The sequence below is a fragment of the Nocardiopsis camelliae genome, assembly GCF_028993595.1.
Classification (GTDB): domain Bacteria; phylum Actinomycetota; class Actinomycetes; order Streptosporangiales; family Streptosporangiaceae; genus Nocardiopsis; species Nocardiopsis dassonvillei.
The window spans coordinates 1,842,832-1,865,626 of record NZ_CP118614.1 but is presented as its reverse complement, the minus strand read 5'-3'; the positions used below and the strand labels follow the sequence as shown (position 1 = coordinate 1,865,626).

Below are 22,795 nucleotides of genomic sequence, written 5' to 3'. Positions count from 1 at the left end.
GCCGCAGGTCCCGGCGCGCACCCGGCGGACGCCGCCGCTGCGACGGCCCCGGTCACGTCGTCCCCCGGCGCAGCAGGGCGGTGGCCCGGGGCCCGCTGTCCAGGCCCACCCCGGCGGAGTGTCCGCCCCCGTCCCTGTCTCCGCTCCCGTCCCACAGCAGGACGGTCCGGTAGACGTGGGCGACGTCGGCGGCCACGGTGTCCCAGTCGTAGGCGCGCACGGCTCGGCGGGCCGCGCGCGAGAGCTCGGCACGCCTCCCGGGCGCGTCCAACAGCGCACCGGCGCGTTCGGCCAGGTGGGCGGGGTCTCCCGCGGCGAACAGCTCCCCGGCGGCACCGCCGTCCAGGACCGCGGCGAAGGCGGGGATGTCGCTGGCCGCGATGGCCGCGCCGGAGGCCATCGCCTCGGTCAGCACGATGCCGAAGCTCTCCCCGCCCAGGTTGGGCGCGCAGAACACGTCGGCGGAGTGGTAGGCGCGCGCCTTGTCGGCGTCGTCCAGGCGCCCGAGCAGCACGACGCGTTCGCGCAGGTGCGCGGGGACGGCCTCCATGGCGGCCGAGGCGTCGCCGGGACCGGCCACCATCAGGCGCAGGCCGGGGCGTTCGGGGGCCATGAGCACGAAGGCCTCCAGCAGGACGCCCAGCCCCTTGCGGGGTTCGTCCAGGCGGCCCAGGAAGCCGATCGAACCGCCCTCCCCCGGCCAGCCGGGCAGGGGTTCGGCGTGCGCGAACCTGCGCACCGCCACCCCGTTGGGGATGAGCACGGCGTCGCCGCCCAGGTGTTCGACCAGGGTGCGCCGGGCGGCCTCGGACACGGCGATGCGGCCGTTGATCTTCTCCATCGCCGAACGCAGCGCCGGGGAGCTCACCGCCATCGCCCGCGACCGGGGGTTGGCGGTGTGGAAGGTGGCCACCACGGGGCCGTCCGCCGCCCAGCACGCCAGCAGCGAGACGCTCGGCGCGGACGGCTCGTGGATGTGCAGGACGTCGAACCCGCCCTCGGCGATCCACCGGCGCACCCGCGAGGCGGCCCTGGGGCCGAAGGTGAGCCGGGCCACCGAGCCGTTGTAGGGAACCGGGACCGGTCTTCCGGCGGGAACGAGGTAGTCCGGCAGGGCGCCGGTGTCCGCGTCGCCGACCGGCGCCAGTACCGACACCTCGTGCCCCATGCCGGTGAGCGCCTCGGCGAGGTCGCCGACGTGCTGCTGCACCCCGCCCGGGACGTCCCAGGCGTAGGGGCAGACCAGGCCGACCCGCATGCCCACGGTCACCCGTTCCGTTCGTCTCGTCCGGGGGGCCTCGCCCCGCTGCCTTGAGGGGCCCCTACCCCGTTCGCCGCGGTGAACCCGCCCCGTGTGCGTGTGCCCGGTGCGGTGCCGTCACCCGGCCCTCTCCGCACACCGCCGTTCGGTACCGCGCTGTCGCCCGGCACCCCCCGCGTGGTTCTCTCGTCCGCCGCCGGAGGCGCAGCGGTCCCCGCGGTCGCCTCCCGCGCCGCGCGCGCGTGGTCGGCGCTGAAAACCGGCTGGAGCATGTGCCAGTCCTCGGGGTGCTCGGCGATCGCCCCCTCGAAGACGCGGACCAGCTCCTGGGTCGTGGCCTGGACCCGCTCGGCGCGGGTGGCTCCTGCGGCGACGGGGATCTCGTCGTGGACCCGGATGTTCCAGTACGGGCCGTCGTACCACAGCGATACCGGCATCAGGGCGGCGCCGGTGCTGAGGGCCAGCGCGGCGGGCCCGGCGGGCACGCGCGCACGCTCCCCGAAGAAGTCCACCTCCAGGCCGGTGCCGCTGATGTCGCGGTCGGCGAGCAGGCACACCAGCCCGCCCTCGCGCAGCCGCCGGGCCAGGGTGCCCACGGTGTTCGAGCCTCCGGTCAGCGGCAGCACCTCCATGCCCAGGGACTCGCGGTGGGCGGTGAAGCGCTGGAACAGGCTCTCGGGGCGCAGCCGCTGCGCGACGGTGGTCAGGGGGGTGCCCCTCAGGGCGATCCAGGCTCCGGCGTGGTCCCAGTTGCCCATGTGGGGCAGGGCGGCGACCACACCTCGGCCCGACCGGACGTGCTGCTCCAGGACCTCGATCCCGGTGGCGCGGGTCCGGCCCAGGACGTACTCCTCACTCATCGCGGGAAGGCGGAACATCTCGTAGTAGTAGCGCATGTAGGAGCGCATGCCCGCGCGGGAGAGCGCGCGCAGTTGGGCGTCCGTGGCCCCGGGACCGACCAGGCGCCTCAGGTTGCGCTCCAGGCCGCGCGTGCTCTCGTCGTGGGCGCGCCAGGAGCGGTCGGCCAGGCGTCGGAACAGCGCCCGCCCCGCGCTCTCGGGTGTGCGGCGGATCATCGCCCACCCCGCCGTGTAGGCCAGGTCGGCCGTGCGTTCGTCCACGTCGTCTCCCCGTTCGCCGTTCTCCCCGTTGTTCCGTTGTCTCGTACGTTGCCTCGTACGCTCAGGCTCCGCCGTTGACTTCGCCGGTGCCCGCGGCACCCTCGACGTAGTCGGGGTCGTTGAGGCGGGCACGGGTCTCCACCAGGCGCTGGAGGACGGTGAGCAGGCTCATCGCGGCCAGCAGCCACAGGCCGCCCGCGAGGACGTAGGGCACGTCCAGGCCGCCGAGGCCCACGGCGACGAGGATGACCACCAGGCGCTCCGTGCGCTCGGCGACGCCGACGTCGCAGTTGACGCCCAGGCCCTCGGCGCGCGCCTTGATGTAGGACACCATGAAGCCGCTGACCAGGCAGAAGAGGGTGAGTCCGGCGAGCAGGGGGTCGTCGCCCTCACCGATGAACCACCACAGGAGCCCGGAGAGGATGGCGGCGTCGGCCACCCGGTCGAGGCTGGAGTCGAGGAAGGCGCCGAACGCGCTGGCGCTGTCGCGGGCCCTGGCCACGGCCCCGTCGAGCATGTCGAAGAGCACGAAGACCGTGACGACGACCGACCCGGCGTACAGCTGTCCCTGCGGATAGAAGAACAGGGCGCTGACGACGACGCCGAGGGCGCCGACGATGGTGACGATGTTCGGTGTGAGGCCGAGTCGGGCCAGACTCCGGCCGAGCGGAGTGGTGACCCGGGAGACCATGGGGCGAAGGATTCTCAGCATGTCTTCTTGGAATCGTAGGGCGGGAACGGTCGTGGAGGTGGGAACCGCACCGGCGGGGGTGGGGCCCACCGAGGAGGTGGGGCCCGACCGCGGGGGTCGGAATCCCCCCGGAGTTGGAATTCCGCCGGAGTCGGGATCCAGCCGGAGGTAGGAGCCCGACCGCGGGAGTCGGAATCCCGCGGAAGGCGGAATCCCGCGGAAGGCGGAATCCTGCGGGCGGAGCGGTTCGGGGGCCGGGCCGGGTGGGCCCGGGTGGGCTGGTCGGGCGGATCAGGCTGGACGGGCTGGTCGGGCGAATCGGGGTCGGAATGGGCGGACGGATCAGGCGGGACGGGCGAATCGGGGTCGGAATGGGCGGACGGGGCGGCGTCCAGGGGGCGTTTCGCGTGCTCCCGTGGGCGCGCCCTACTCTCTGGGCCAGTGCGCGGCCAACTTGGACCGGGTCTGCTCCAGCATCTCGGGCAGCACCTTGGTCAGACCGACCACGGGCATGAAGTTGGCGTCACCGCCCCAGCGGGGAACGATGTGCTGGTGCAGGTGGGCCGCGATCCCGGCACCGGCCGCGTCGCCGAGGTTCATGCCGACGTTGAAGCCCTGCGGCCCGTAGGCCGCGCCCAGCGCGCGGATGCCCGCCTGGGTGAGAGCGGCCACCTCAGCGGTCTCCTCCTCGTCCAGGGCGGTGTAGTCGGACACGTGGCGGTAGGGGCAGATCAGGATGTGGCCGCTGTTGTAGGGGTAGAGGTTGAGAACCGCGTAGGCCGACTTGCCACGGGCGACAACGAGGCCCTCGGGGTCGGACAGTCCGGGGGCGCGGCAGAAGGGACACCCGTCCTCGGGGCGCGAGCCGCTGGGCTTGCCCTCGCCCTTGATGTAGGCCATGCGGTGCGGTGTCCACAGCCGCTCCCAGCCGTCGGGGCTCCCCGTCCCCACGGCGGGAGGGTCGTCGGGAACGTCTCCGTGCTCGTCGTCGGCACCGCGCATGGCTCGTCCGTTTCCGTCGCCTGTCCGTACTCTTTCGCGCCTCCAGCATAGAAGCGCGACGGCGACCGCGGGCCGAACCCGGCCCGGCCTGTGGACAACTCCGGGGGCATCCGAGGCCGAGGGTGTCCGCGGGAACCCGCAGGGGCCGGTCGTGCCCGTCACGGCCGCCGGTGTACCAACGTGTGGAGGGCGGCAGGAGTGCCCGGCCGGGCGGGTGTTCACCTCGGGGCCGAGGTGGGCGGAACGCGGGCGGGTGTCGAGTTCGGAGAGCGAAGGCCTCACCCGACAGGCGGGGGCCGGTGGAGCCCTCAGCACACCGCGCCCTGCGGGGCCGACGGTTCGTGGTCGCTGAGGCAGGCACTGTCGGGCTCTACGTCAACCCCCCGAGACCTTCCCGCCAGCCCGGGCTCTACGGGCGCCTGGTTGCTGACGCAGCGACGCTCTACAACTTGCGGACCCCCTACGACGCGCGGTCACGCGCGGGGCTTCATGGCCGCTCTTGGCCTGAACCGTGTACCCCCGCTCACGGAGGGCTGAGGAAGACTCCCGGTGGGCGTTCCCACCGGCGACCTCCCGAACGCCTTCGTGACGCCCACCAGGCACCTGTAATGATCGGCGTGCAGGGATCTCCTTCGGCAAGTTCGCCGGGCGAACTTGCTCTCAGTCGGTCCCCGCCCCCAGCACTGAACCTCGGAGCCAGTACCCACCACGACCACCCACCCCCCAGGGGCTGACGGGGAACCCGCAACCTCCACGGGTGCCTGGCCACCGTCACCGGCACGCTCTACGCCAACCCCCACGGGGGAACGGTCACCACATATGCGACCCCAACCCCCAGGGGTCAACGGTCACCACATATGCGACCCCAACCCCCAGGGGTCAACGGTCACAGGACGTGCCACCCCAACCCCCTACGGCGCAACGCTGCTGAGGGCTCTACGGGCGGGTGGTTCGGCTTTGTGAAGGGCTCAACCCTCTGCGGCGCACCACCACGGGACGCTCCCCTTCGGCATACCGCCGCTGTCCGCTCTACGGGCGGGCGGCCGGGTCCTTACAGCTCCAGCAGGGTGCGCAGGTGGCGCGGGGGCGGGCTGCCGTGGGCGAGCATCGCGTCGTGGCGCTCGCGCTCGGTGAGCGCGGGTCGGGCCAGGGCGAGGTCGTCGGCGATGTCGGAGACCTCCGCGTAGCCCACGTAGTAGGTGGACAGCTGGGCGCTGGTGAGCTGGGCCCGACGCCACTTGCCGACGGCCTCGCCCTCCTCCTGGTGCCCGCGCTGGATCATCAGGGAGATCGCCTCGGCCTCGGTGATGTCGCCGGTGTGCAGGCGCACGTCCAGGATCGCGTTGATGATCATCCGCAGGCGCATCTTGAGCTGCACCAGGCGCAGCGCCAGGTCCTCGCGCCGGTCGCCGGACCAGCCGTGGCGGGCCAGCACCTCCTCGGCGTAGACCGCCCAGCCCTCCACGAAGGTGCCGCTCCACAGGGCCCGGCCCACCCGGGTGCCGCCCTGGTGCCGGGCGGCGTGGGCGAGCTGGAGCGCGTGACCCGGAACGGCCTCGTGGGCCATGAGGTCGCGCAGCATGACCGCGTTGTACTCGCGGAAGAAGGACTCCCGTCGCTCGGCGGGCCAGTCCTCGGGCGGCGGGGAGACCGCGACCAGGGTCGGCTGCTCCCCGGACCGCGGGTCGAGGGGGCCGGGGGGTTCGCAGTAGGCCACCGACACCCCGCGGCGGGCCTCGGGCATCGGCACGATCCGGACCGGGTCGTCGTGGACCGTCACGATGTCCAGCGCGCGCACCCTCTCGTTCAGGTGCAGGAGGGCGTCGGCGCAGGCGGGGCGGACGGTGTCGGCGTCGGTGGCGCCCCGTGCGGCCAGCTCGGCGAGCGCCTCGGCCACCCCCTCGCGGCGGCGCGCCCCGCCCAGGTACTCCGCCGCCGCCTCGGCGATCGCCTCCTCCGTGGCCAGCAGGTCGCTCTCGGCGCGCACCAGCAGCGCCTCGGGCGAGAGCTCGGAGTCGAGGGTGTACCAGAGCTGGGCGGCGAAGTCGCGCTCGCCCAGACGGGGGTCGGCGGTGGCGGTCTCCAGACGGTCCCGCAGCCAGGCGGCGTGTTCCTCCACGGCGGCCAGGGCGGCCTCGCGGGCCGGTTCCAGGGCGGGGGGCGCCGCTCCCGCGGGCACGTCGGAGACGAGCATGGCGCGGGCCCCGGCCGTCTGGGCCAGGGCCGTCTCCACGTGCACGCGGGGCATGCCGGGGCCCTCCGACAGGCGCGAGCGTGCGGTGGCGAGGTGGTCGGGCAGGGCCGCGCAGCGCGCGGCGAGCGCCGACAGGCGTTCGGGAAGGGGCAGGGCCTCGCGCTCCACGAGGGCGTGCAGGGCCTCGCCCGGCGAGTACAGCAGCGGGTCCCACGTGTGCGGGCGCAGTTCCGCGGTGTGCCAGAGGTCGGCGCTGACGCGGGTGCGCAGCACCTCCAGGTCGACCCGGTCGCCGACGGGGATGAGGTCGGGGTCGATCTCGTCCAGGGAGCCGAGGGCGTCGGTGAGCACCGAGACGCGGCGCACGTCGGCCTCGACCGAGCGGTCGGACAGGCGGGAGGCGCCACGGGTGTCGCCCAGGTCCAGCGCCCACTCGGGGGCGTCGTGGAGCAGGGAGTCGAGCACGCGCTCGGCCACCTCGCGGAACCGCCGGGTCATCGCCCCTGGGTCGGGCTGGGAGGAAGAGCTCATGGCGCCATGATGCCAGCACGGACGCCCGGTTCCCGTCCGACGGGAACCGGGCCGTGCTCTGTGCGGGACCCCGGCCCGGGTGGCCCTCCTAGCGCCAGGAGCTCTGGCCGCCCGTGGAAGTGGGCTGTCCGGCCGCGCCCTCGGGGTCCCCCACCGTGATGGCGTGCTCGACGAGGGTGATGAGCGTCGACTTGGTGGAGGCCTTGTCACGGGCGTCCACCTGGACGATCGGGATCTCCGGGCTGAGCGTCAGCGCGTCCCGGACCTCGTCGGCCGCGTGGGGGTAGTAGCCGTCGAACCCGTTGATCCCCACGATGAAGGGCAGACGCGCCTCCTCGAAGTAGTCGATCGCGGGGAAGCAGTCCGCCAGACGGCGGGTGTCCACCAGGACGACTGCGCCGATGGCGCCCTTGACCAGGTCGTCCCACATGAACCAGAACCGGTGCTGTCCGGGGGTGCCGAACAGGTACAGGATCAGGTCGGAGTCGAGGGAGACGCGGCCGAAGTCCATCGCCACGGTGGTGGTCTGCTTGTCCGGCGTCTTGGCGAGGTCGTCCACCCCGACGCTGGCGCTGGTCATGACCGCCTCGGTGGTCAGCGGCACGATCTCGGAGACGGAGCCAACGAATGTCGTCTTCCCGACACCGAAGCCCCCGGCGACGACGATCTTGACCGACGTCATCGCGTTCCCCCCAGCACCGCCTTCCTCGGCTGGGCTAGAGCTTGCGAAGTCCACTGAGCACCCTTTCAAGCAGGTTGGTGTTGGGACGGGCGTCGTTGTTGAGCGAGGACCTGATCTGGACCAGTCCCTGCTCGGACATGTCCGCCACAAGCACCCGCGCCACACCGAGCGGCATCCGCAACAGCGCGGAGATCTCCGCCACGGAACGCCATTCCCGGCACAGGTCGCTGATCGCCTGCCATTCGGGCGTCAGCGTCCCAGACTCGTTGCGGGCCGCCGCGGTGGCCGAGATCAGGGCTTCCAGGGGAAGCTGTGACTTCGGCTTGGTGCGGCCCTTGGTCACCGCGTAGGGGCGGACCAGAGAACTGGGCGCACTCCCCGCAGCGGATCGTTGGTCGTACGGTTGTTGGATTGGTCGGGGAACATCTCCGCCGCCCGGAACCGCCGGCATTCCCCCCGTGGGGGGACCGCTCGGCTGTTGTCCGAACCACGAGGCGCTCCCGGCATCTCTACTGTGAGGTGCCACCACTTCCTCCTGTCGGTGGTGGTTCAGTGGATTCCCGAGGTGCGCGCCGTTGGTGTCAGCGCCCGCCCCGCCCGCTCGACGAGCAGGGTCATCTCGTACGCGACCAGACCCAGGTCGCTCTCAGCCGACGCCAGGACCGCCAGGCAGGAGCCGTCGCTGATGGCCATGATGAGCATCAGCCCCCGCTCCATCTCCACGACGGTCTGGGCGACCGCTCCACCCTCGAACACCCGGGCAGCACCCTGCGTCAGGCTCGACAGACCGGAGGCGATGGCCGCCAGCTGGTCGGCCCGGTCCGCTGGGAAGCCCGCCGACGAGGCCAACGGAAGGCCGTCAGAGGAGACGACGATCGCGTGGGCCACGTCGGGGACACGGTCGGCAAAGTCAGTGATCAACCAGTTGAGTTCATTCACCTGTCGACTCATCTGATCTCCTGTCCAGTTTCGCCGGCTGGTCTCTGGGCACTGCTACCGCCGGCACGGCATGTGACAGCACTGCCTCTACGAACTGCCCGGCCCCTCCCGCGGGGGTGGCCGGGAGTCTGGTGTTCTGCTCTCGTCGAGCTGTGGGTAAGACGCGTCCGAGAAGCTCGGTAGATGCTATTGCATCCAGCCCCCGGGATTAAGGGGGACCCCGTCCCGCCAGGTTCCACTGAGGTCACCCCTCCGTCGAGCCTTCCCCGAGCCGGTCCCGTCCCTCGCGGACGCCCTTCTGGAAGCCGGAGAAGCGGTTGCGGACGCGGTCAGCGCTGCGCGTGGGCATCTGCTTGAAGTTCTCCGGCTTGGGCGCCGTCCCCGGAACAAGGTTTGCCTTGGGAACGCGTTTTGGCAAGCCCGAGGTGGTCAGTCCGTCCGCCTTGGGCTCCGCCGCGGTCCGCGCGGCCTTCCAGCCGCGGTCGGCCTCGGAGGTCCACTCCTGGGTGGAGCGGGGCGCCTGGTCGGTGCTGGCCGGGGGGCGCTGCTCCTGGACCGCCGGGACCTGCTGGATCGGGCCGGTCTCGGTCGTGTCCACCGTGGGGCCGCCGCTGCGGCGCTTGAACCAGTTGGACTCGATCGCGTCGAAGATCGGCAGCGAGTCGCTCTCCTCACCCGACGGGGTGGGCGGCACGACGGTGTTGTTCGGCCCCTGGGCGCCACCGTAGCGGCGGGAGAGGTAGGCGGTCGAGCCGTACCCCTCGCGGGAGTCGATACCGCCGGAGCGCCAGTTTCCGCCGTCCTGGGACGAGGGGACCGCCGGGAAGGTCTCGGTGTTGTCGTCGCGCTCGCGGGCCGCGGGGCGCTCGTGGGCGCCGGTGTCACGGCCGCCGAACGCGTGGCCCGAGCCGTTGTCGGAGAAGGCTCCGTTGCCCGGGGAAGCGCCGTTGCCGGCGGGGGCCCCGGCGTGGCCGCCCGACTGCGCGCCCGCGCCGCCGAACGCGTCGTAGGACTCGTTGGCCGTGGAGCGGAACGCGCCGGTGTCGGTGGCGGGCCTGCGGAACTCGCCCGTGTCGCCGGTGGGGCGACGGAAGGACCCCGTGTCGGAGGGCCTGCTGAAGGACCCGGTGTCCGACGAGCGGCCCACGGAGCCGCCGCCGAAGGAGTCGCCGCGGGGGCTCGGGTCGAAGAAGTTGCGTCCGCCGGTCTCGGGCTGCGGGCGCTGGGGCTCGTCGTCCTCGGAGGAGTCGTAGGGGTCGACCACGGGTCGGCCGTTGGCGCCGCCGGAGGAGGCCCCGGTGGTCCCGGCTCCCCTGGTGGTGTCCCACACCGAACCGGTGCTGGTGTTGCCCCACAGGTCCTGGCCGCTGGGCGGGTGCTCCCCGGTGTGGGATCCGGTGGGCTGACGCCTGGGCAGGCCGCCCAGGTCGCCGGGGACGCTGCCGCTCTCCTGGGTCTGCCAGGGGTCGTTCGGCTCGACGGGCGCCGGGGTGGAGGCGAAGGCCGCCTCGGCGTCGGCGTAGGTGTTGGGCGCGCCCGAGGTGAGCTCGGGGCGGCTGTCCGCGCCGCCCAGGGCGTGCTGGCCCTCGACCGGGGTGATCAGCAGGTCGGGCGGGAAGATGACGTGCGCGGTGGTTCCGCCGCCGTGGGCCTCCTCCAGGCTCAGCCTGACGCCGTGGCGGTGGGCCAGGCGCGAGACCACGAACAGGCCCATGCGGCGCGAGACCGCGACGTCGATGACCGGCGGGGCGGCCAGGCGGGCGTTGATCGCCGCCATGTCCTCGGGTGCCATGCCGATGCCGCTGTCGGTGACGTCGACCTGGACGCCGCCGCTGTCGAGGGTCTTGGCGCTGACCAGGACCTCGGTGTCGTGCGGGGAGAACGAGGTGGCGTTCTCCACCAGCTCGGCGACCAGGTGGATGACGTCGTTGACGGGGCGGCCGAGCACCGAGATGTGGGAGGGGGCGCGCACGTTGACGCGCTCGTACTGCTCGACCTCGGAGACCGCGCCGCGCAGGACGTCGACCAGCGGGACCGGCTGGGCCCACTTGCGGGTGTTGTCCTGGCCGGACAGGACCAGCAGGTTCTCGTTGTTGCGGCGCATGCGCGTGGCGAGGTGGTCCAGCTGGAACAGGTCGGAGAGGCGGTCGGCGTCCTGCTCGGACTGCTCCAGACCGTCGATGAGGCGCAGCTGCCGTTCCACCAGGGTCTGGCTGCGGCGGGACAGGTTGACGAACATCGCGTTGACGTTGCTGCGCAGCGCGGCCTCGTCGGAGGCCAGGGTGAGCGCGACGCGGTGGACGTCGTCGAAGGCGCGGGCCACCTCGCCGATCTCGTCGTGCGTGTCGACCTCGATCGGGGTGACCTTGACGTTCTCGGGGACCGTCCCGGCCTCCTGCATCCGGTTGATCGCGTCGGGCAGGTCGCGCTCGGCGACCCGGCGCGCGCCGTCCTCCAGGGCGCGCAGGGGGCGCACCAGGGAGCGGACCACGAGGGAGGTGAGGACGAAGACCGCCAGGAGCACGGCCGCGACGACGAAGAGGTCGATCAGGGCGCGGCCCATGGCCTCGTCGCGCAGGGAGTCGGCGTCGGCCGCGATGCCCTCGGCGATGCCCTCCTCGACCGTCTGGAGGCGTCCCAGGGCCACGTCGGCGATCTCGCGGTAGTCCTCGGGGCCGTCGTTGGCGGTCACACCGGTGAGGTCGTCGCCGCGGTCGGCGCGGTACATCACGCGCATGCGCATCGTGGAGACCTGGCTGACCTCCAGACCGGTGAAGTTGTCGTCGAAGATCTGCCGCTGCTCCTCGGAGGCGGCCTGGACGAAGTTGGAGATCTCGCTCTCGTAGCGGGCGCGCGCGGAGTCGATGGCCTCGGCGATACCGCCGGTCATCGTGTTGCGGGCCAGGGAGTGGCCCATCAGCGCGGTCTCGTAGGAGAGCTGGTCCCGGGCGGTGGACAGCGCGGTCAGCGTGCGCACGCTCTCGCGCAGGTCAGTGTCGCCGGTCTCGTCCGCCATCGTCTGGTTGAACTCGGCCAGCGAGCGGGTGATCGTGCGGTACTTGGTGACCACCGGCAGGACGGTGATACGGGTCTCGTCGACCTCGGTGCGCAGGGCGTCCAGCGTGGAGAGCTGGGTGCGCATGCTGGTCAGGCGGCTCGTGGCGGTCTCGTTGTCCACCTCGCCCATGTCGTCGAGGCGGGCGGAGAGGGTCTGCTGCAGGTCGCGGGAGGCGTCGCGCTCCTCCTCCATCCGCTGGCGCAGCTCGTCCGAGCGCCGCGCGGGGTCGGCGTTGTCGGAGATGTAGACCGCGCTGGCGCTGCGCTCGTGGCCAAGCTGGTTGGCCAGCTCCACGATGAGGACGCCGACCTCGGCGCGGTCCTGGATGTGCGCGTGGGTGACGGTGGAGACCGCCGCCTCGTAGACCCGCAGGCCGCCGAGTGCCAGGGCTACCGCGGTGGGGATGACGATGAGGGCCACCAGTCGGGAGCGCACCCGCCAGTTACGTGGCCGCCACCAGTCGGCTCTGCGCTTGGGCGTGGCATCGGCATGTTCGGCCTGCGCTGCCTCGCTCTGCGCGCCGGCCCCGTTTTTCGTCGCTCGTGTCGACACGGACCCTCGCAACCTTTCGTGTCACCGCTTCGGGCGGCTGGTTGGACCCCAGGGGTTGACCGCTCCGTCCGAAGGCTCTTCGGGGAAACCGGTACAGACCAGGAGGTCCGCCGAGCCGGAAGCGGCGGGAATGTGGGGAGATGTGAAGACTGTCCGCTGGACTCGCCTGGGATGAGAGGAGCCGCGCACCCGAAGATCTCCGTAGGTGCGCGTGCGGTGGATAGCGTACCAATGGGCGCGAAGGACTCGCTTCGGCTGTTTGACGGCGATCGGCGGGATCTTCTTCCCCCGACCGGTACATAATGCCCGCCATTGTCGGCATTATGGCCGATGCAGCAGGTCAGGGATAGCGTCCGAAACCACCCCGGGACTGAGGTAACTTTTTGGACACACCGCCAGCTTCCCCACCAACACCCCACTGACATGACATCGTGACAAGACGGTAGACGCAGGTCCCGGGGAGGAAGCGGAAATGCGTACCTCGTCACGCCCTGAATCACACACGCTCGGTGACATCACGAAAGCGGAGGGTTCGGATCGCGGGAAAACCCGCGGACCCTCCGTGCGCGCCTTTTCGGTCAGTACCGCGCTCCCGGCCGGCCTCGCGGTACTGCTCTGCCTCTCCACCGCCGCGCCCGGGGCCGCCTCCGACGGCGGTTCGGCGGGGACCGCGCTGGGGAGCGTACAGGTGGAACTGGCCGCGCTGCGCGCGGGCATGGAGACGCTGCGCCGGGAGGCGTCGGAGAAGATCGAGCACTACGAGGCCGAGCGCGAACGCCTCACCGAGCTGACCGAGCGCAGCGGCGAGGCGCGCGAGCGCGCGGGCGAGGCCGACGAGCGCGGCGAGGCGGCCCGTCTGGCCGCCGCCCGGCAGGCCGCCACCGCCTACAAGGGCGGTGAGCTGGGCATGGTCACCGCCTGGGCCGGCCCCGAGGGGCCCGCCGGGATGCTCGAACGGGGCGCCTACCTCACCCTGCTCGGTTCGTACCGGGAGGCCGACGTGGGCCGTGCCGAGGCCGCGCGGGTGGCCACCGACACCCTCGCCGGGGTCGCCGAGACCGCGCAGGCGGAGCAGGCCGAGGCGGTCGAGGACGCCGAGAGCGCCCGGGAGGACGCGGTGGAGGCCGTGGCCGACCAGGAGGCGGCCCTGGAGGACCTGCTGGAGGAGCAGACCCGGCTGGAGGCCCGGCTCGCGGAGGTGCGCGACGCCGAGGCCGCCGAGAGGCGCCGCGAGGAGGCCCTGCGCGACGCGCGGGCGGCGAACTCCTCCGGGGGATCGGCGGAGGCCGCCGTCACCGCCGTTTCGGCGGAGGACGAAAAAGACGACAATGGCCATTGGCACGATGGCGAGAAGGAAAAGGAGGGCGGGGAGGAAATCTCGGCCGCGGGAAGCGCCGACCACGGTTGCACCGGGGGCGTCGCGACCGCGCACGCCAACGGGCGGATCCCGGAGTCGGTGCTGTGCCCCCTGCCCCAACCCGGCGAGCGGCTGCGCGCCGACGCGGCCGAGGCCTTCATCGAACTCGACGGGGACTACCGCGAGGCGTTCGGACGGCCGATGTGCGTGGCCGACTCCTACCGGCCCTACCACGAGCAGGTGCGCCTGTTCCAGGAGATGCTGCCCGGCATGGCCGCCCGGCCCGGGACCAGCCAGCACGGCCTGGGCCTGGCCGTGGACCTGTGCGGCGGCGTGAACAGCGTCGGCACCGCCGAGCACCAGTGGATGCTGGCCCACGCGCCCGCCCACGGCTGGCACAACCCGCCCTGGGCCCGGGGCGGCTTCGAGCCCTGGCACTGGGAGTTCACCCCGTAGAGCCAGTTCTTCGAACCGGGTCTCAGGCACTGAGGGGTTGTTCGGGCGCCCGCGGGGTTCTGGAGGTGCCGGAGGCGGGTTTTCGCGGAGGGACTGCGCCGTAGGCGTCGTTTGAGGGTGGTGGCGGGCGACGGGTGGGCACGAGCCGACCCGGTGCAGGCGCCGCTGTGCCAGCCTCAACCCGATTCCCGCTCTTTGGGCGCCCGAACACAAGAAGGACCGCGCCGTAGGCGTCGTTTGAGGGTGGTGGTGGGCGACGGGTGGGACGAAGCGAAGCGAAGGCCCAAGGGGAACACGCGTGTCCGCCCGCGGTCGCGGTCAGACCTGGGAGCCGACCCGGACCTCGAAGGTGCCCAGGACGTCGGCGTCCACGAACAGCTCGTCGTCGGTCTCCAGCGGCGGTGTCGCCACCGGCAGCAGCGCGCGCACGCGCCCGGGGCCCGACACCAGCCACTCATGCGCGGGATCGGCCAGGCCGCGGCCCAGCTCCCCCTCCTCCACCGAGGCGCTCACGCTCAGCGGCTGCCCGGGCACCTCGTCGGCGGTGGTCAGCACCGGCCCCAGGGTCAGCTGCACCGGCCGCCCCTCGCCGTCCAGCCACAGGCAGGCGGGCGTGTAGGCGCTCACCGGGGCCCCTCCCCCGGAGACGGCGGCCACGCCCACACGGGCCGACCTCGCCCGGGGCGGCACGGCGTCGTCCGAGCCCCGCACCAGTTCCGGGGGGACCCGCCAGACGTCGTCGCCCGCCCGGACCGGCACCGGCTCGGCGGGGACCAGCGGGGCGCACATGCGCGCCTCCGGCTCGACGATGATCTCGATCGGCGCGGCGACGGCGCGTTCGTGCGCCCCGGCCAGGGCGTCACCGCCCGCCTCCAGCAGGTCGGCGAGGCGGACGGGGTCCGGGCTGCCCAGCACGTCGCCGTCGTCCAGGGCTCCGGCGCGCTCGCTGCCGCCGCTCGGCGACAGATAGGTCACCCAGCGCATGTGCTTCTCCTTGTCCACCGCGGAAGGGGCGGCGCGCCCCCGCTCAGAGGGCGGCGGTGGGACTGTGCTCCTTGCCCGTGCCCGCGCACCCGCGGCAGGGCTCGTCGACGCGGAGCCAGACGATCACCCCGCTGCCGTCGCGATGCGGCCGCTCGGGTCGCCACCAGCCCGTGCCGGAGCAGAACCGGCACTCGACGCCGTCCCGTTCGCACCATCCGCACGAGGAAATCGCACACCGGTTGTGTGTCGGCTCCCGCTCCATGCGCTCCCACCGTCTCCCGCGAAATCGCGACCAGCCTTGCACAGTCACCGCGCCGCGTCCACCCGGGAGGGCGTGAACGGGCGGGTCAGAGCGCTGCGGGAGGGTGCGTGCGCGGGCTGGGACGTTGCCCGGAGGCCTCTCGGCTCAGCCGGACTCGCGCACGACCATGTGGGTGCCGAGCATGACGGTCTCGGCCTCCGCCGTGCGCGGGATCGCCACGTCCACCAGCAGCCGCGCCATCTCCTGCCCCATCTGCACCGTGGGCTGGTGGACGGTGGTCAGCGGCGGGTCGCTGTGCTGGGCCATGACGGTGTCGTCGTAGCCCACCAGGGCCACGTCCCCCGGCACGCTCAGACCGCGTGCGCGCAGCACACGCAGCCCGCCGAGCGCCATCATGTCGGAGGCGGCGAACACCGCGTCGGGCTCCAGCCCGGTGTCCAGGAGCCGCTCCATCGCCTCGGCTCCCCCCTCCACGCTGAAGTCGCCCTGCACGACGAGCCGGTCGTCCACCTCCAGCCCGGCGGCGGCCATGACCTCGCGGTAGCCGCGCAGGCGCTCCACACCGGCGTCCATGTCCAGGGGGCCGGTGATGGCGGCCACCCGTCGGCGGCCGCGCTCCAGGAGGTGGCGGATGGCCATCCGGGCCCCGCCGATGTTGTCGATGTCGACGCAGTAGGGCGCGGGCTGTTCGGGCGAGTGCGGGCGGCCGCCGTGGACGACCGGTACCCCGGCCTCGGCCAGACGGGCCGAGAGCGGGTTGTCGCTGTGCAGGGAGATCAGCAGCGCGCCGTCCACGTGGAAGCCGCTGAGGTAGTCGCCCACGCGCTTGTGCTCGGCCTCGGTCCGGGCCGTGGTGAGCATGAGCTGGAGGTCGCGCTCGTGCAGGACCGAGCTCACGCCGCGGATGATGTCGGCGAAGAAGGGGTCCGAGAACAGCCGGTCCCGGGGCTCGGAGACGACCAGCGCGATCGTGTCGGTGCGCCTGGTGACCAGGGTGCGCGCGGCCTGGTTCGGGCTGTAGCCGAGTTCGGCGATCGCGGCGTGCACGGCCTCCCTGGTGCGGGGGCTCACCTGCGCGGACCCGTTGATCACCCGCGAGACGGTCCCTCGTCCGACCCCGGCGCGCTGCGCCACCATCTCCAGGGTCGGACGCTTCCGACCAGCACCGGTCTTGGCCACTTCGAGGCTCCCTCTGGGATCGTGTCCCGCCGTCCCGGGGACTGCTTCCCCGGGACGGCGGCGTGTGCGACGGGCATCCACGGTCATACCCGCCCGGAACGACTGTGTGGGGTGCCCCTCGGGACACCCCACGGTCCTTCCGCGGTACGCCGGACCTCCGCCGTGCGCGGCGGAGGTCCGGCGTACTCCAGGACGTGCTCCGCGGGCACCCGCCCGCCGCGCGGCGGGCGGCGTCCACGGGACGCGTTACCGGCGCTCGGGGAACTGCCCCGTCTTGGCCAGTTCGGCGTACCAGTGACCGCTGTCCTTGATGATCCTGCGCTGCGTCTCGTAGTCGACGTGCACGATGCCGAACCGGCGGGAGTACCCCCACGCCCACTCGAAATTATCCAGGAGCGACCAGGCGAAGTAACCCCGCAGGGGCACTCCGGCCAGAACGGCCTCCTTGGCCGCCCTCAGGTGGCCCTCGTAGTAGTCGATCCGGTCGGTGTCGTTGACCTCGCCGGCCTCGGTGACGGTGTCCTCGAAGGCGCAGCCGTTCTCGGTGACGTAGAGGTCGATGCCACCGCTCTCCCCCGCCAGGCGGGAGAGCACGTCGAACAGGCCGGTGGGGTCGATCTCCCAGCCCATGTGCGTGACGGGCAGCCCCTGCGAGACGTGCACCTCCTCGGGCTCGGCGCCGAGCCAGGCGCCGCCCTCGCCGCTGACCAGCGCGGGGTCCAGACCCTTGGCGGAGGCGGCGACGAACTCGGGCGAGTAGTAGTTGACGCCCAGGAAGTCCAGGGGGGCGGAGGTGATCTCCAGGTCGCCGTCCTGGATGAAGGAGAAGTCGGTGACGCCGGCGAGGTCCTCCCTGACGTCCGCGGGGTAGCGGCCCTTGAGCAGGGGGTCGGTGAAGATGCGGTTGCGCACGCCGTCGGCGCGGCGGGCGGCGCGGGCGTCCGCGGCGCTGGGCCCGTGGGGGCGGATGACCGCCTGGTTGTGGGCCAGGCCCACCCGGGCGGTGTGACCGGTGGAGCGGATCGCCTCGACGGCCAGGCCGTGGCCCAGCAGGAGGTGGTGCGCGGCGGCCAGGGCAGCGGCCGGGTCCTTGTGGCCCGGCGCGTGGTGACCGTTCTCGTAGCCGAGGAAGGCCGAGCACCAGGGCTCGTTGATGGTCATCCAGTTGCTGACGCGGTCGCCGAGGGCCTCGGCCACGACCTGGGCGTAGTCGCGGAAGCGGTAGGCGGTGTCGCGGTGGGGCCAGCCCCCCGCGTCCTCCAGCGGCTGGGGCAGGTCCCAGTGGTAGAGGGTCGCCCAGGGCTGGATCCCGGCCGCCAGGAGGGTGTCCACCAGGCGGTCGTAGAAGTCGATCCCGGCCTGGTTCACGGCGCCGGTGCCCTCGGGGATGATCCGCGGCCAGGCGACGGAGAAGCGGTACGCGCCCAGGTTGAGCTGGCTCATGAGCGCGACGTCGTCGGCGTAGCGGTTGTAGTGGTCGTCGGCGGGGTCGCCGGTGTCTCCGCCCAGGACCTTGCCGGGGGTCTCGGCGAAGGTGTCCCAGATGCTGCGGCCGCGGCCGTCGGCGGTCGTGGCGCCTTCGATCTGGAACGAGGCGGTGGCCGCCCCCCAGAGGAAGCCCTCAGGGAAATCGTTGCGGTTGTTCACTGCTGGTGTACGCACCTTCCATGACGAGGGGACATCGTTTTGGGAGCGCTCCCATAAAAGAAACAGAGAAGTACCTTGATGTCAATCAACAGCCTCGGCACCGCAATCCAAACGTTACGGGCAGGCGGTGCCGGAGACGGTTCCGCGACGCCGCGGAGCGTCCCGCACGGGCGCTCCGGGGGGCGGCCCGCGGCGCGGCCCGCACGACCGCCCGACGCCGCCCTCAGGTGCCCTCCCCGCCGACGGGTACCACGACGCCCTGCCAGCGGTCCTCCATGAACGCGCGCACCTCGCCGCTGTGCAGGAGTTCGTCGAGCCGGGCGATCTCCTCGTCGCCGATGTCGTGCGTGGCCACCACCAGCCCGTTGGCGTAGGGGTTGTCCCCGGTCTCCTCCCAGGCCAGCACGTTGGCGGTGGAGACCAGGTCGGCCTCCAGGGCGTAGTTGCCGTTGACCACCGCCGCGTCCAGGTCCTGGAGGGAGCGCGGCAGCTGGGCCGCCTCCACCGGGGTGACCGTGACGCCGAGCGGGTTGTCCTCGATGTCGTCGACCGTGGGCGCCTCCTCGCCCGTGTCGGCCAGGGTGATGACGCCCTCGGTGTCGAGCAGGTCCAGAGCCCGGCCCATGTTGGAGGTGTCGTTGGGCACGCCGATCTGTGCGCCCTCGGGCAGGTCCGCCAGGTCGGTCAGCTCCTGCGAGTAGATGCCGAAGGCCTCCAGGTGCACGTCCGTCACGTAGCTCAGGTCGGCGTCCGGGTTGCCCTGGAGGTACTCCTCCAGGAACGGCCGCGTCTGGTAGTAGTTGGCGTGCAGTTCGCCCTCGGCCAGCGCCGCGTTGGGCTGGTTGTAGTCGGTGTAGACGGACACGTCCAGGGCCAGCCCCGCGTCGGCCGCCAGGTTCTCGTCGACGAACTCCAGGATCTCGGCGTGCGGCGTCGGCGTCGCGCCGATCCGCAGGACGGTCACGTCCTCCCCGCCGGTCTCCTCCCGCGCCCGTTCGCTGGGGCTGCCGCAGGCCGCCAGCAGGGCCACCGCCGTCGCCGCGGCGGCGCCCCGCACCGCGCGCCTCCTCGCGTCCTCGGTCATCGCCGTCTCCCTCCGTGTCTCCGGGACAACTCCTGGGGGGAGGGGGTCGTTCTCTGGTGTACCCCGTCGCGTCAGCGCCGCGCCAGGCGACGCACCAGCAGGTCGCCCAGGCTCTGCGCGATCTGCACGATGACGATGAGCAGGATGACGGTGGCCCACAGGTAGTGGTCGTTGAAGCGCTGGTAGCCCTCGCGGATGGCCAGGTCGCCCAGACCGCCGCCGCCGATGGCGCCGGCCATCGCCGAGTAGGAGATGAGCGTGACCACGGTCATCACCAGGCCCGCGATGAGGCCGGGCATGGCCTCGGGCAGCATCACCTTGCCCACGATGGTGACGCGGCGGGTGCCCATGGCGTGCGCGGCCTCCACGACCCCGCGGTCCACCTCGCGCAGGGAGGTCTCCACCAGGCGGGCGAAGAAGGGGATCGCGCCGATGCTCAGGGGAACGATCGCGGCCGTGGGGCCCAGGGTGGTGCCCACCAGCAGGCGGGTGAGGGAGAGCACGGCCACCATCAGCACGATGAACGGCAGGGAGCGGCCGATGTTGACGACGGCGCTGAGCACGGCGCGCACGGCGGGTGCGGGGATGAGCCCGCCCCGGTCGGTGGCCACCAGCAGCACGCCCAGCGGCAGGCCGAACAGGACGCTGACGACGGTGGCCCACCACACCATGTAGACGGTGTCCAGGGTGCCCAGCCACAGGTCGGGCCACATCGCGGGCCAGGCCTGGACGAACGCGACGACGGCGTCCCAGGGACCGGTGCCCCCGGTCGCGGCGGCCAGGTGCAGGACGTCGGCGGGGTTGGTGCTCACTTGCGGGCCTCCTCGACCAGCAGGCCGTGCTCGGACAGGTAGGCGAGCGCCTGGTCGCGGCGGCCGCCGCGCAGGTCCACGCTCAGGCGGCCCACGGACTGCCCGGCGACCTCCTCCACGCCGCCGCCCAGGATGTTGACGTCCACGTCGAAGCGGCGGGTGAGCTCGGACATGAGCGGCTCGTCGAAGGAGCGCGGGTAGGTGACGTAGACCGTGTCGGGCCCGCCGTGCGCGGGAAGCGGGAAGAGGGAGCGCGCCAGCAGCGAGCCGGGGGTGCCGATGAGGTCGAGCACCCGGCCGGACTCCAGGAACGCGCCGTTCTCCATGATCGCCGCGGAGTCGCAGATCCTCTTGATCACGTCCATCTCGTGGGTGATCAGCAGGATGGTCAGGCCCAGTTCGTCGCGCAGGCGGCGCAGCAGGGCCAGGATTGCGTCGGTGGTGGCCGGGTCGAGTGCGGAGGTGGCCTCGTCGCTGAGCAGCACCTTGGGGTCGGAGGCCAGCGCGCGGGCGATGCCCACCCGCTGCTTCTGGCCGCCGGAGAGCTGGGAGGGGTAGGCGCGCGCCTTGTCCCCCAGGCCCACGAGTTCGAGGAGTTCGCCCACGCGCCTCCTGCGGCGGGTGCGGTCGACGCCGGAGACCTCCATGGGGAAGGCCACGTTGCCCGCGACGGTGCGCGAGGACAGCAGGGCGAAGTGCTGGTGCACCATGCCGATGCGGCGGCGGGCGACCCGCAGCCGCGCGCCGCGCAGCGCGGTCAGCTCCTCGCCGTCGACCCGGACCGTTCCGGCGTCGGGGCGCTCCAGGAGGTTGACCGAGCGCAGCAGGGTGCTCTTGCCCGCGCCGCTCTGTCCGACCACACCGAAGATCTCGCCGGGCTCGACGTGCAGGTCGACCCCGTCCAGGGCGGTCACCCGGTGCTTCTTCAACCTGTAGGCCTTGTGGAGGCCCACTGCGTCAATCACGGTGTTCCCATCGACGTCTGGCGGTGGTGTGGCGCCCGGCGGGGTCCGGCGCGGGCCCGTCGCCCGCGTCCGAGCGTACGGAAGCGCCCCGCGGGCGCGGGCGGCGGCGCGCCGGTGGTCGGGCGGGTGTCGGCGGCGGCCCGTCCGCGCGGGGCGGCCGGTCGGGGGACGCGCCGCCCTCGGCGGCGGTGTCCCTTCGGACCTCCGCTCCGCTTCGTCCCGCCCGTCGCCCGCCACCGCCCTCAACGGACGCTGCGCGCAGTCATCCTTGTGTCCGGGCGCCCGAACCGATCCCCGCGGACTGGGGCCGGTTCGAGAAGGCGGGCCTCAGCCCCCGGTGTCCGGGGGCTGCGGGCGGATCCACGGGACCGGGCGGACACGACAGCGCCCGCCGGGCAGCGGAAGACACCGCTCGGCGGTGTCCGACCGCGTGGGCGCGGTGGTCGCTGGGTCGTGCGCACAAGCCTTCACGTTTCCTACTCAACCACGGGGAAAAGGGTCGGTTCACCCGATTTCGCTGTTCGGATCGGGTTACCTCCACCACATCGAGGCCCTCGCGGCACGGTGGATTCGTCCCGTCCCTCCCGAATAACCGCGCGAGTGCCTACACTCATGACGGTCCCTTTACTCTCGCCCCCGGCTCCCGGGTGTGCGCGGGAGGCCAGGGCCGAAGGCCGCTCCCGCGGCTGTCGGCCCCTCTGGGGAAACGACGAGAAACAGCGCCCGCTCCGCCCCCGTGCCCGGGGGCCGTGCGGGCCCGAGGAGCGACCACACCGTGCAGCCCGACGACCTGAGCCGAGTGGACGAATTCGCCGACTTCTGGGCTCCCGACCCTCCCGAACTCAGCTTGCCGGACCGCGCCCGGGCCCTGGCGGGGCTCCTCGCCGCCGCTGCGCGCCCGGGCCGCGCGCGTGTGGCCGCGCTGGCGCTGGCCGTGCTGGGCGGCTTCCTGTTCGCACCCCAGGGCACGGCGGTGGCGGCGCCGGTGCCCGCCGAGCCGGAGGACATGAGCGCCCTCCAGGACCGCGCGGAGACCCTGAGCGAGGAGTTCAACGGCGAACTGCGCGACATGGAGGGCGTCATCCAGGAGGCCGAGCGTGCCGAGGAGCGGGCCCAGAGCACCCGCGAGGACGTCGAGGACGCGCGCGAGCAGGTGCGCGCCCTGGCGGTGGCCACCTACACCAGCAGCGGGATCGGCCTGTCCATGTCGCTGTTCGTCGAGGCCGACCCCGACGAGATCATCGACCGCGCGGTGGTGATCGACTACCTGTCCACCAGCAACCAGGACAAGATCGACCAGCTCAGCCAGGCCCTGGAGCGCGACGAGACCGCGCAGGAGAACGCCGAGGAGCAGCTGGCCGCGGCTGAGGAGGACCTGGACGAGCTGGAGGGGCGCCGCGAGGAGGTCCAGGAGATGATCGCGGACCACCCCGTGCAGCCGATGGGCGGCCAGTACAACATCACCCCGCGCACCGAGCAGATGCGCGAGCTGATCATCGAGGAGTTCGGCGAGGGCAGGGACGTGGGCGGCGTGGGCTGCTACCGGGCGGTCGGCGGCTGGGTGGTCGGCGAGCACCCCAAGGGCCGCGCCTGCGACTTCATGGTGGACCCCAACGGGAACACGCCCCCACAGGAGCAGATCGACCGCGGCTACGCGATCGCCGAGTGGGCCCAGGAGAACGCCGACCGCCTCGGGATCATGTACATCATCTACCGGCAGCAGATCTGGGACATCCGCCGCGGCGACGAGGGCTGGCGCGACATGGCCGACCGCGGCAGCATCACCGAGAACCACTTCGACCACGTGCACATCTCGATGTTCTGATCCGGCGGCGCCCCCGACGGACGCCCCATTACCCCGCGCGGGGCGCGACCGCGCGGGGAACGGCGTCACGATTGCGTCACGTGCGTGATGAGTTCCTGCACAACCGACACAAAACAGTGACGATTCACCCTGCTACCCCCGGTCTGACCTGCCCAGGGGACACCGCTCACGGCTAGGATGCACACGTCCCGGC

Annotated in this window: 18 protein-coding genes; 2 read left to right on the top strand and 16 right to left on the bottom strand. The window is 72.5% G+C overall.

All coding sequences use genetic code 11. The features are described from left to right. Positions 1 to 52: 52 nt before the first annotated feature. From PV789_RS08240 to PV789_RS08200, 9 genes are all read right to left on the bottom strand, one after another. A complete protein-coding gene (locus PV789_RS08240; RefSeq protein ID WP_274976854.1) occupies positions 53 to 1,270 on the bottom strand; it encodes a glycosyltransferase family 4 protein in 1,218 nt (405 codons plus the stop codon). Next, positions 1,267 to 2,382, bottom strand: a complete 1,116-nt coding sequence (locus PV789_RS08235) for a phosphatidylinositol mannoside acyltransferase (RefSeq protein ID WP_274976853.1) — start codon at positions 2,380 to 2,382, stop codon at positions 1,267 to 1,269. The genes PV789_RS08240 and PV789_RS08235 overlap by 4 nt, the downstream gene beginning before the upstream one ends. Before the next feature lie 61 nt (positions 2,383 to 2,443). Beyond that, complete coding sequence (gene pgsA, locus PV789_RS08230) at positions 2,444 to 3,073, bottom strand: phosphatidylinositol phosphate synthase (protein ID WP_274978088.1); 630 nt, start codon at positions 3,071 to 3,073, stop codon at positions 2,444 to 2,446. A 426-nt stretch (positions 3,074 to 3,499) separates the two neighbouring features. Next, entirely contained in the window at positions 3,500 to 4,075 is a 576-nt protein-coding gene (locus PV789_RS08225) for an HIT family protein (RefSeq protein ID WP_274976852.1), read from the bottom strand. A 1,051-nt stretch (positions 4,076 to 5,126) separates the two neighbouring features. Further along, entirely contained in the window at positions 5,127 to 6,767 is a 1,641-nt protein-coding gene (locus PV789_RS08220; RefSeq protein ID WP_274978087.1) for a DUF885 domain-containing protein, read from the bottom strand. Between the two features lie 121 nt (positions 6,768 to 6,888). Continuing rightward, positions 6,889 to 7,482: a GTP-binding protein gene (locus tag PV789_RS08215; protein WP_013151867.1), complete on the bottom strand. Its 594-nt coding sequence runs from the start codon at positions 7,480 to 7,482 to the stop codon at positions 6,889 to 6,891. Between the two features lie 34 nt (positions 7,483 to 7,516). Beyond that, on the bottom strand, positions 7,517 to 7,933 hold the full coding sequence (locus PV789_RS08210; RefSeq protein WP_223839293.1) for a DUF742 domain-containing protein: 417 nt from the start codon (positions 7,931 to 7,933) through the stop codon (positions 7,517 to 7,519). 98 nt (positions 7,934 to 8,031) lie between these two features. Further along, a complete protein-coding gene (locus PV789_RS08205) occupies positions 8,032 to 8,433 on the bottom strand; it encodes a roadblock/LC7 domain-containing protein (RefSeq protein WP_013151865.1) in 402 nt (133 codons plus the stop codon). 232 nt (positions 8,434 to 8,665) lie between these two features. Beyond that, on the bottom strand, positions 8,666 to 11,914 hold the full coding sequence (locus tag PV789_RS08200; protein WP_274978086.1) for a sensor histidine kinase: 3,249 nt from the start codon (positions 11,912 to 11,914) through the stop codon (positions 8,666 to 8,668). A 679-nt stretch (positions 11,915 to 12,593) separates the two neighbouring features. Between PV789_RS08200 and PV789_RS08195 the strand changes: the two genes are divergently transcribed. After that, entirely contained in the window at positions 12,594 to 13,844 is a 1,251-nt protein-coding gene (locus PV789_RS08195) for a D-alanyl-D-alanine carboxypeptidase family protein (protein WP_274976851.1), read from the top strand. A gap of 318 nt (positions 13,845 to 14,162) precedes the next feature. Here the strand turns inward: PV789_RS08195 and PV789_RS08190 are convergent, their stop codons facing one another. The 7 genes from PV789_RS08190 to PV789_RS08160 all read right to left on the bottom strand — a co-directional run bounded on the left by PV789_RS08190 (position 14,163) and on the right by PV789_RS08160 (position 20,765). Continuing rightward, complete coding sequence (locus PV789_RS08190) at positions 14,163 to 14,828, bottom strand: hypothetical protein (RefSeq protein ID WP_274976850.1); 666 nt, start codon at positions 14,826 to 14,828, stop codon at positions 14,163 to 14,165. A 43-nt stretch (positions 14,829 to 14,871) separates the two neighbouring features. Continuing rightward, complete coding sequence (locus PV789_RS08185; RefSeq protein ID WP_274976849.1) at positions 14,872 to 15,090, bottom strand: hypothetical protein; 219 nt, start codon at positions 15,088 to 15,090, stop codon at positions 14,872 to 14,874. Positions 15,091 to 15,234: 144 nt separating this feature from the next. After that, the gene (locus PV789_RS08180) at positions 15,235 to 16,269 is read right to left on the bottom strand and encodes a LacI family DNA-binding transcriptional regulator (RefSeq protein WP_274976848.1); all 1,035 of its coding nucleotides are present in this window, start codon (positions 16,267 to 16,269) and stop codon (positions 15,235 to 15,237) included. A gap of 246 nt (positions 16,270 to 16,515) precedes the next feature. Then, the gene (locus PV789_RS08175; protein WP_274978085.1) at positions 16,516 to 17,916 is read right to left on the bottom strand and encodes a GH1 family beta-glucosidase; all 1,401 of its coding nucleotides are present in this window, start codon (positions 17,914 to 17,916) and stop codon (positions 16,516 to 16,518) included. 223 nt (positions 17,917 to 18,139) lie between these two features. Next, on the bottom strand, positions 18,140 to 19,000 hold the full coding sequence (locus PV789_RS08170) for a MetQ/NlpA family ABC transporter substrate-binding protein (protein WP_274976847.1): 861 nt from the start codon (positions 18,998 to 19,000) through the stop codon (positions 18,140 to 18,142). 71 nt (positions 19,001 to 19,071) lie between these two features. Continuing rightward, the gene (locus tag PV789_RS08165; RefSeq protein WP_047870942.1) at positions 19,072 to 19,812 is read right to left on the bottom strand and encodes a methionine ABC transporter permease; all 741 of its coding nucleotides are present in this window, start codon (positions 19,810 to 19,812) and stop codon (positions 19,072 to 19,074) included. After that, positions 19,809 to 20,765 carry a methionine ABC transporter ATP-binding protein gene (locus PV789_RS08160; RefSeq protein ID WP_274978084.1) on the bottom strand — a complete coding sequence of 319 codons (957 nt, stop codon included), beginning with the start codon at positions 20,763 to 20,765 and terminating at the stop codon, positions 19,809 to 19,811. The genes PV789_RS08165 and PV789_RS08160 overlap by 4 nt, the downstream gene beginning before the upstream one ends. Positions 20,766 to 21,552: 787 nt before the next feature. Between PV789_RS08160 and PV789_RS08155 the strand changes: the two genes are divergently transcribed. After that, the gene (locus tag PV789_RS08155) at positions 21,553 to 22,602 is read left to right on the top strand and encodes a coiled-coil domain-containing protein (protein WP_274976846.1); all 1,050 of its coding nucleotides are present in this window, start codon (positions 21,553 to 21,555) and stop codon (positions 22,600 to 22,602) included. The last annotated feature ends 193 nt before the right edge of the window (positions 22,603 to 22,795 follow it).

Bases quoted from the DNA above. Each gene is read 5' to 3' on its own strand.
- pgsA (WP_274978088.1), bottom strand. From the start codon at position 3,073: ATGGTCTCCCGGGTCACCACTCCGCTCGGCCGGAGTCTGGCCCGACTC.
- PV789_RS08225 (WP_274976852.1), bottom strand. From the start codon at position 4,075: ATGCGCGGTGCCGACGACGAGCACGGAGACGTTCCCGACGACCCTCCC.
- PV789_RS08220 (WP_274978087.1), bottom strand. From the start codon at position 6,767: ATGACCCGGCGGTTCCGCGAGGTGGCCGAGCGCGTGCTCGACTCCCTG.
- PV789_RS08215 (WP_013151867.1), bottom strand. From the start codon at position 7,482: ATGACGTCGGTCAAGATCGTCGTCGCCGGGGGCTTCGGTGTCGGGAAG.
- PV789_RS08210 (WP_223839293.1), bottom strand. From the start codon at position 7,933: ATGCCGGCGGTTCCGGGCGGCGGAGATGTTCCCCGACCAATCCAACAA.
- PV789_RS08205 (WP_013151865.1), bottom strand. From the start codon at position 8,433: ATGAGTCGACAGGTGAATGAACTCAACTGGTTGATCACTGACTTTGCC.
- PV789_RS08190 (WP_274976850.1), bottom strand. From the start codon at position 14,828: ATGCGCTGGGTGACCTATCTGTCGCCGAGCGGCGGCAGCGAGCGCGCC.
- PV789_RS08185 (WP_274976849.1), bottom strand. From the start codon at position 15,090: ATGGAGCGGGAGCCGACACACAACCGGTGTGCGATTTCCTCGTGCGGA.
- PV789_RS08170 (WP_274976847.1), bottom strand. From the start codon at position 19,000: ATGACCGAGGACGCGAGGAGGCGCGCGGTGCGGGGCGCCGCCGCGGCG.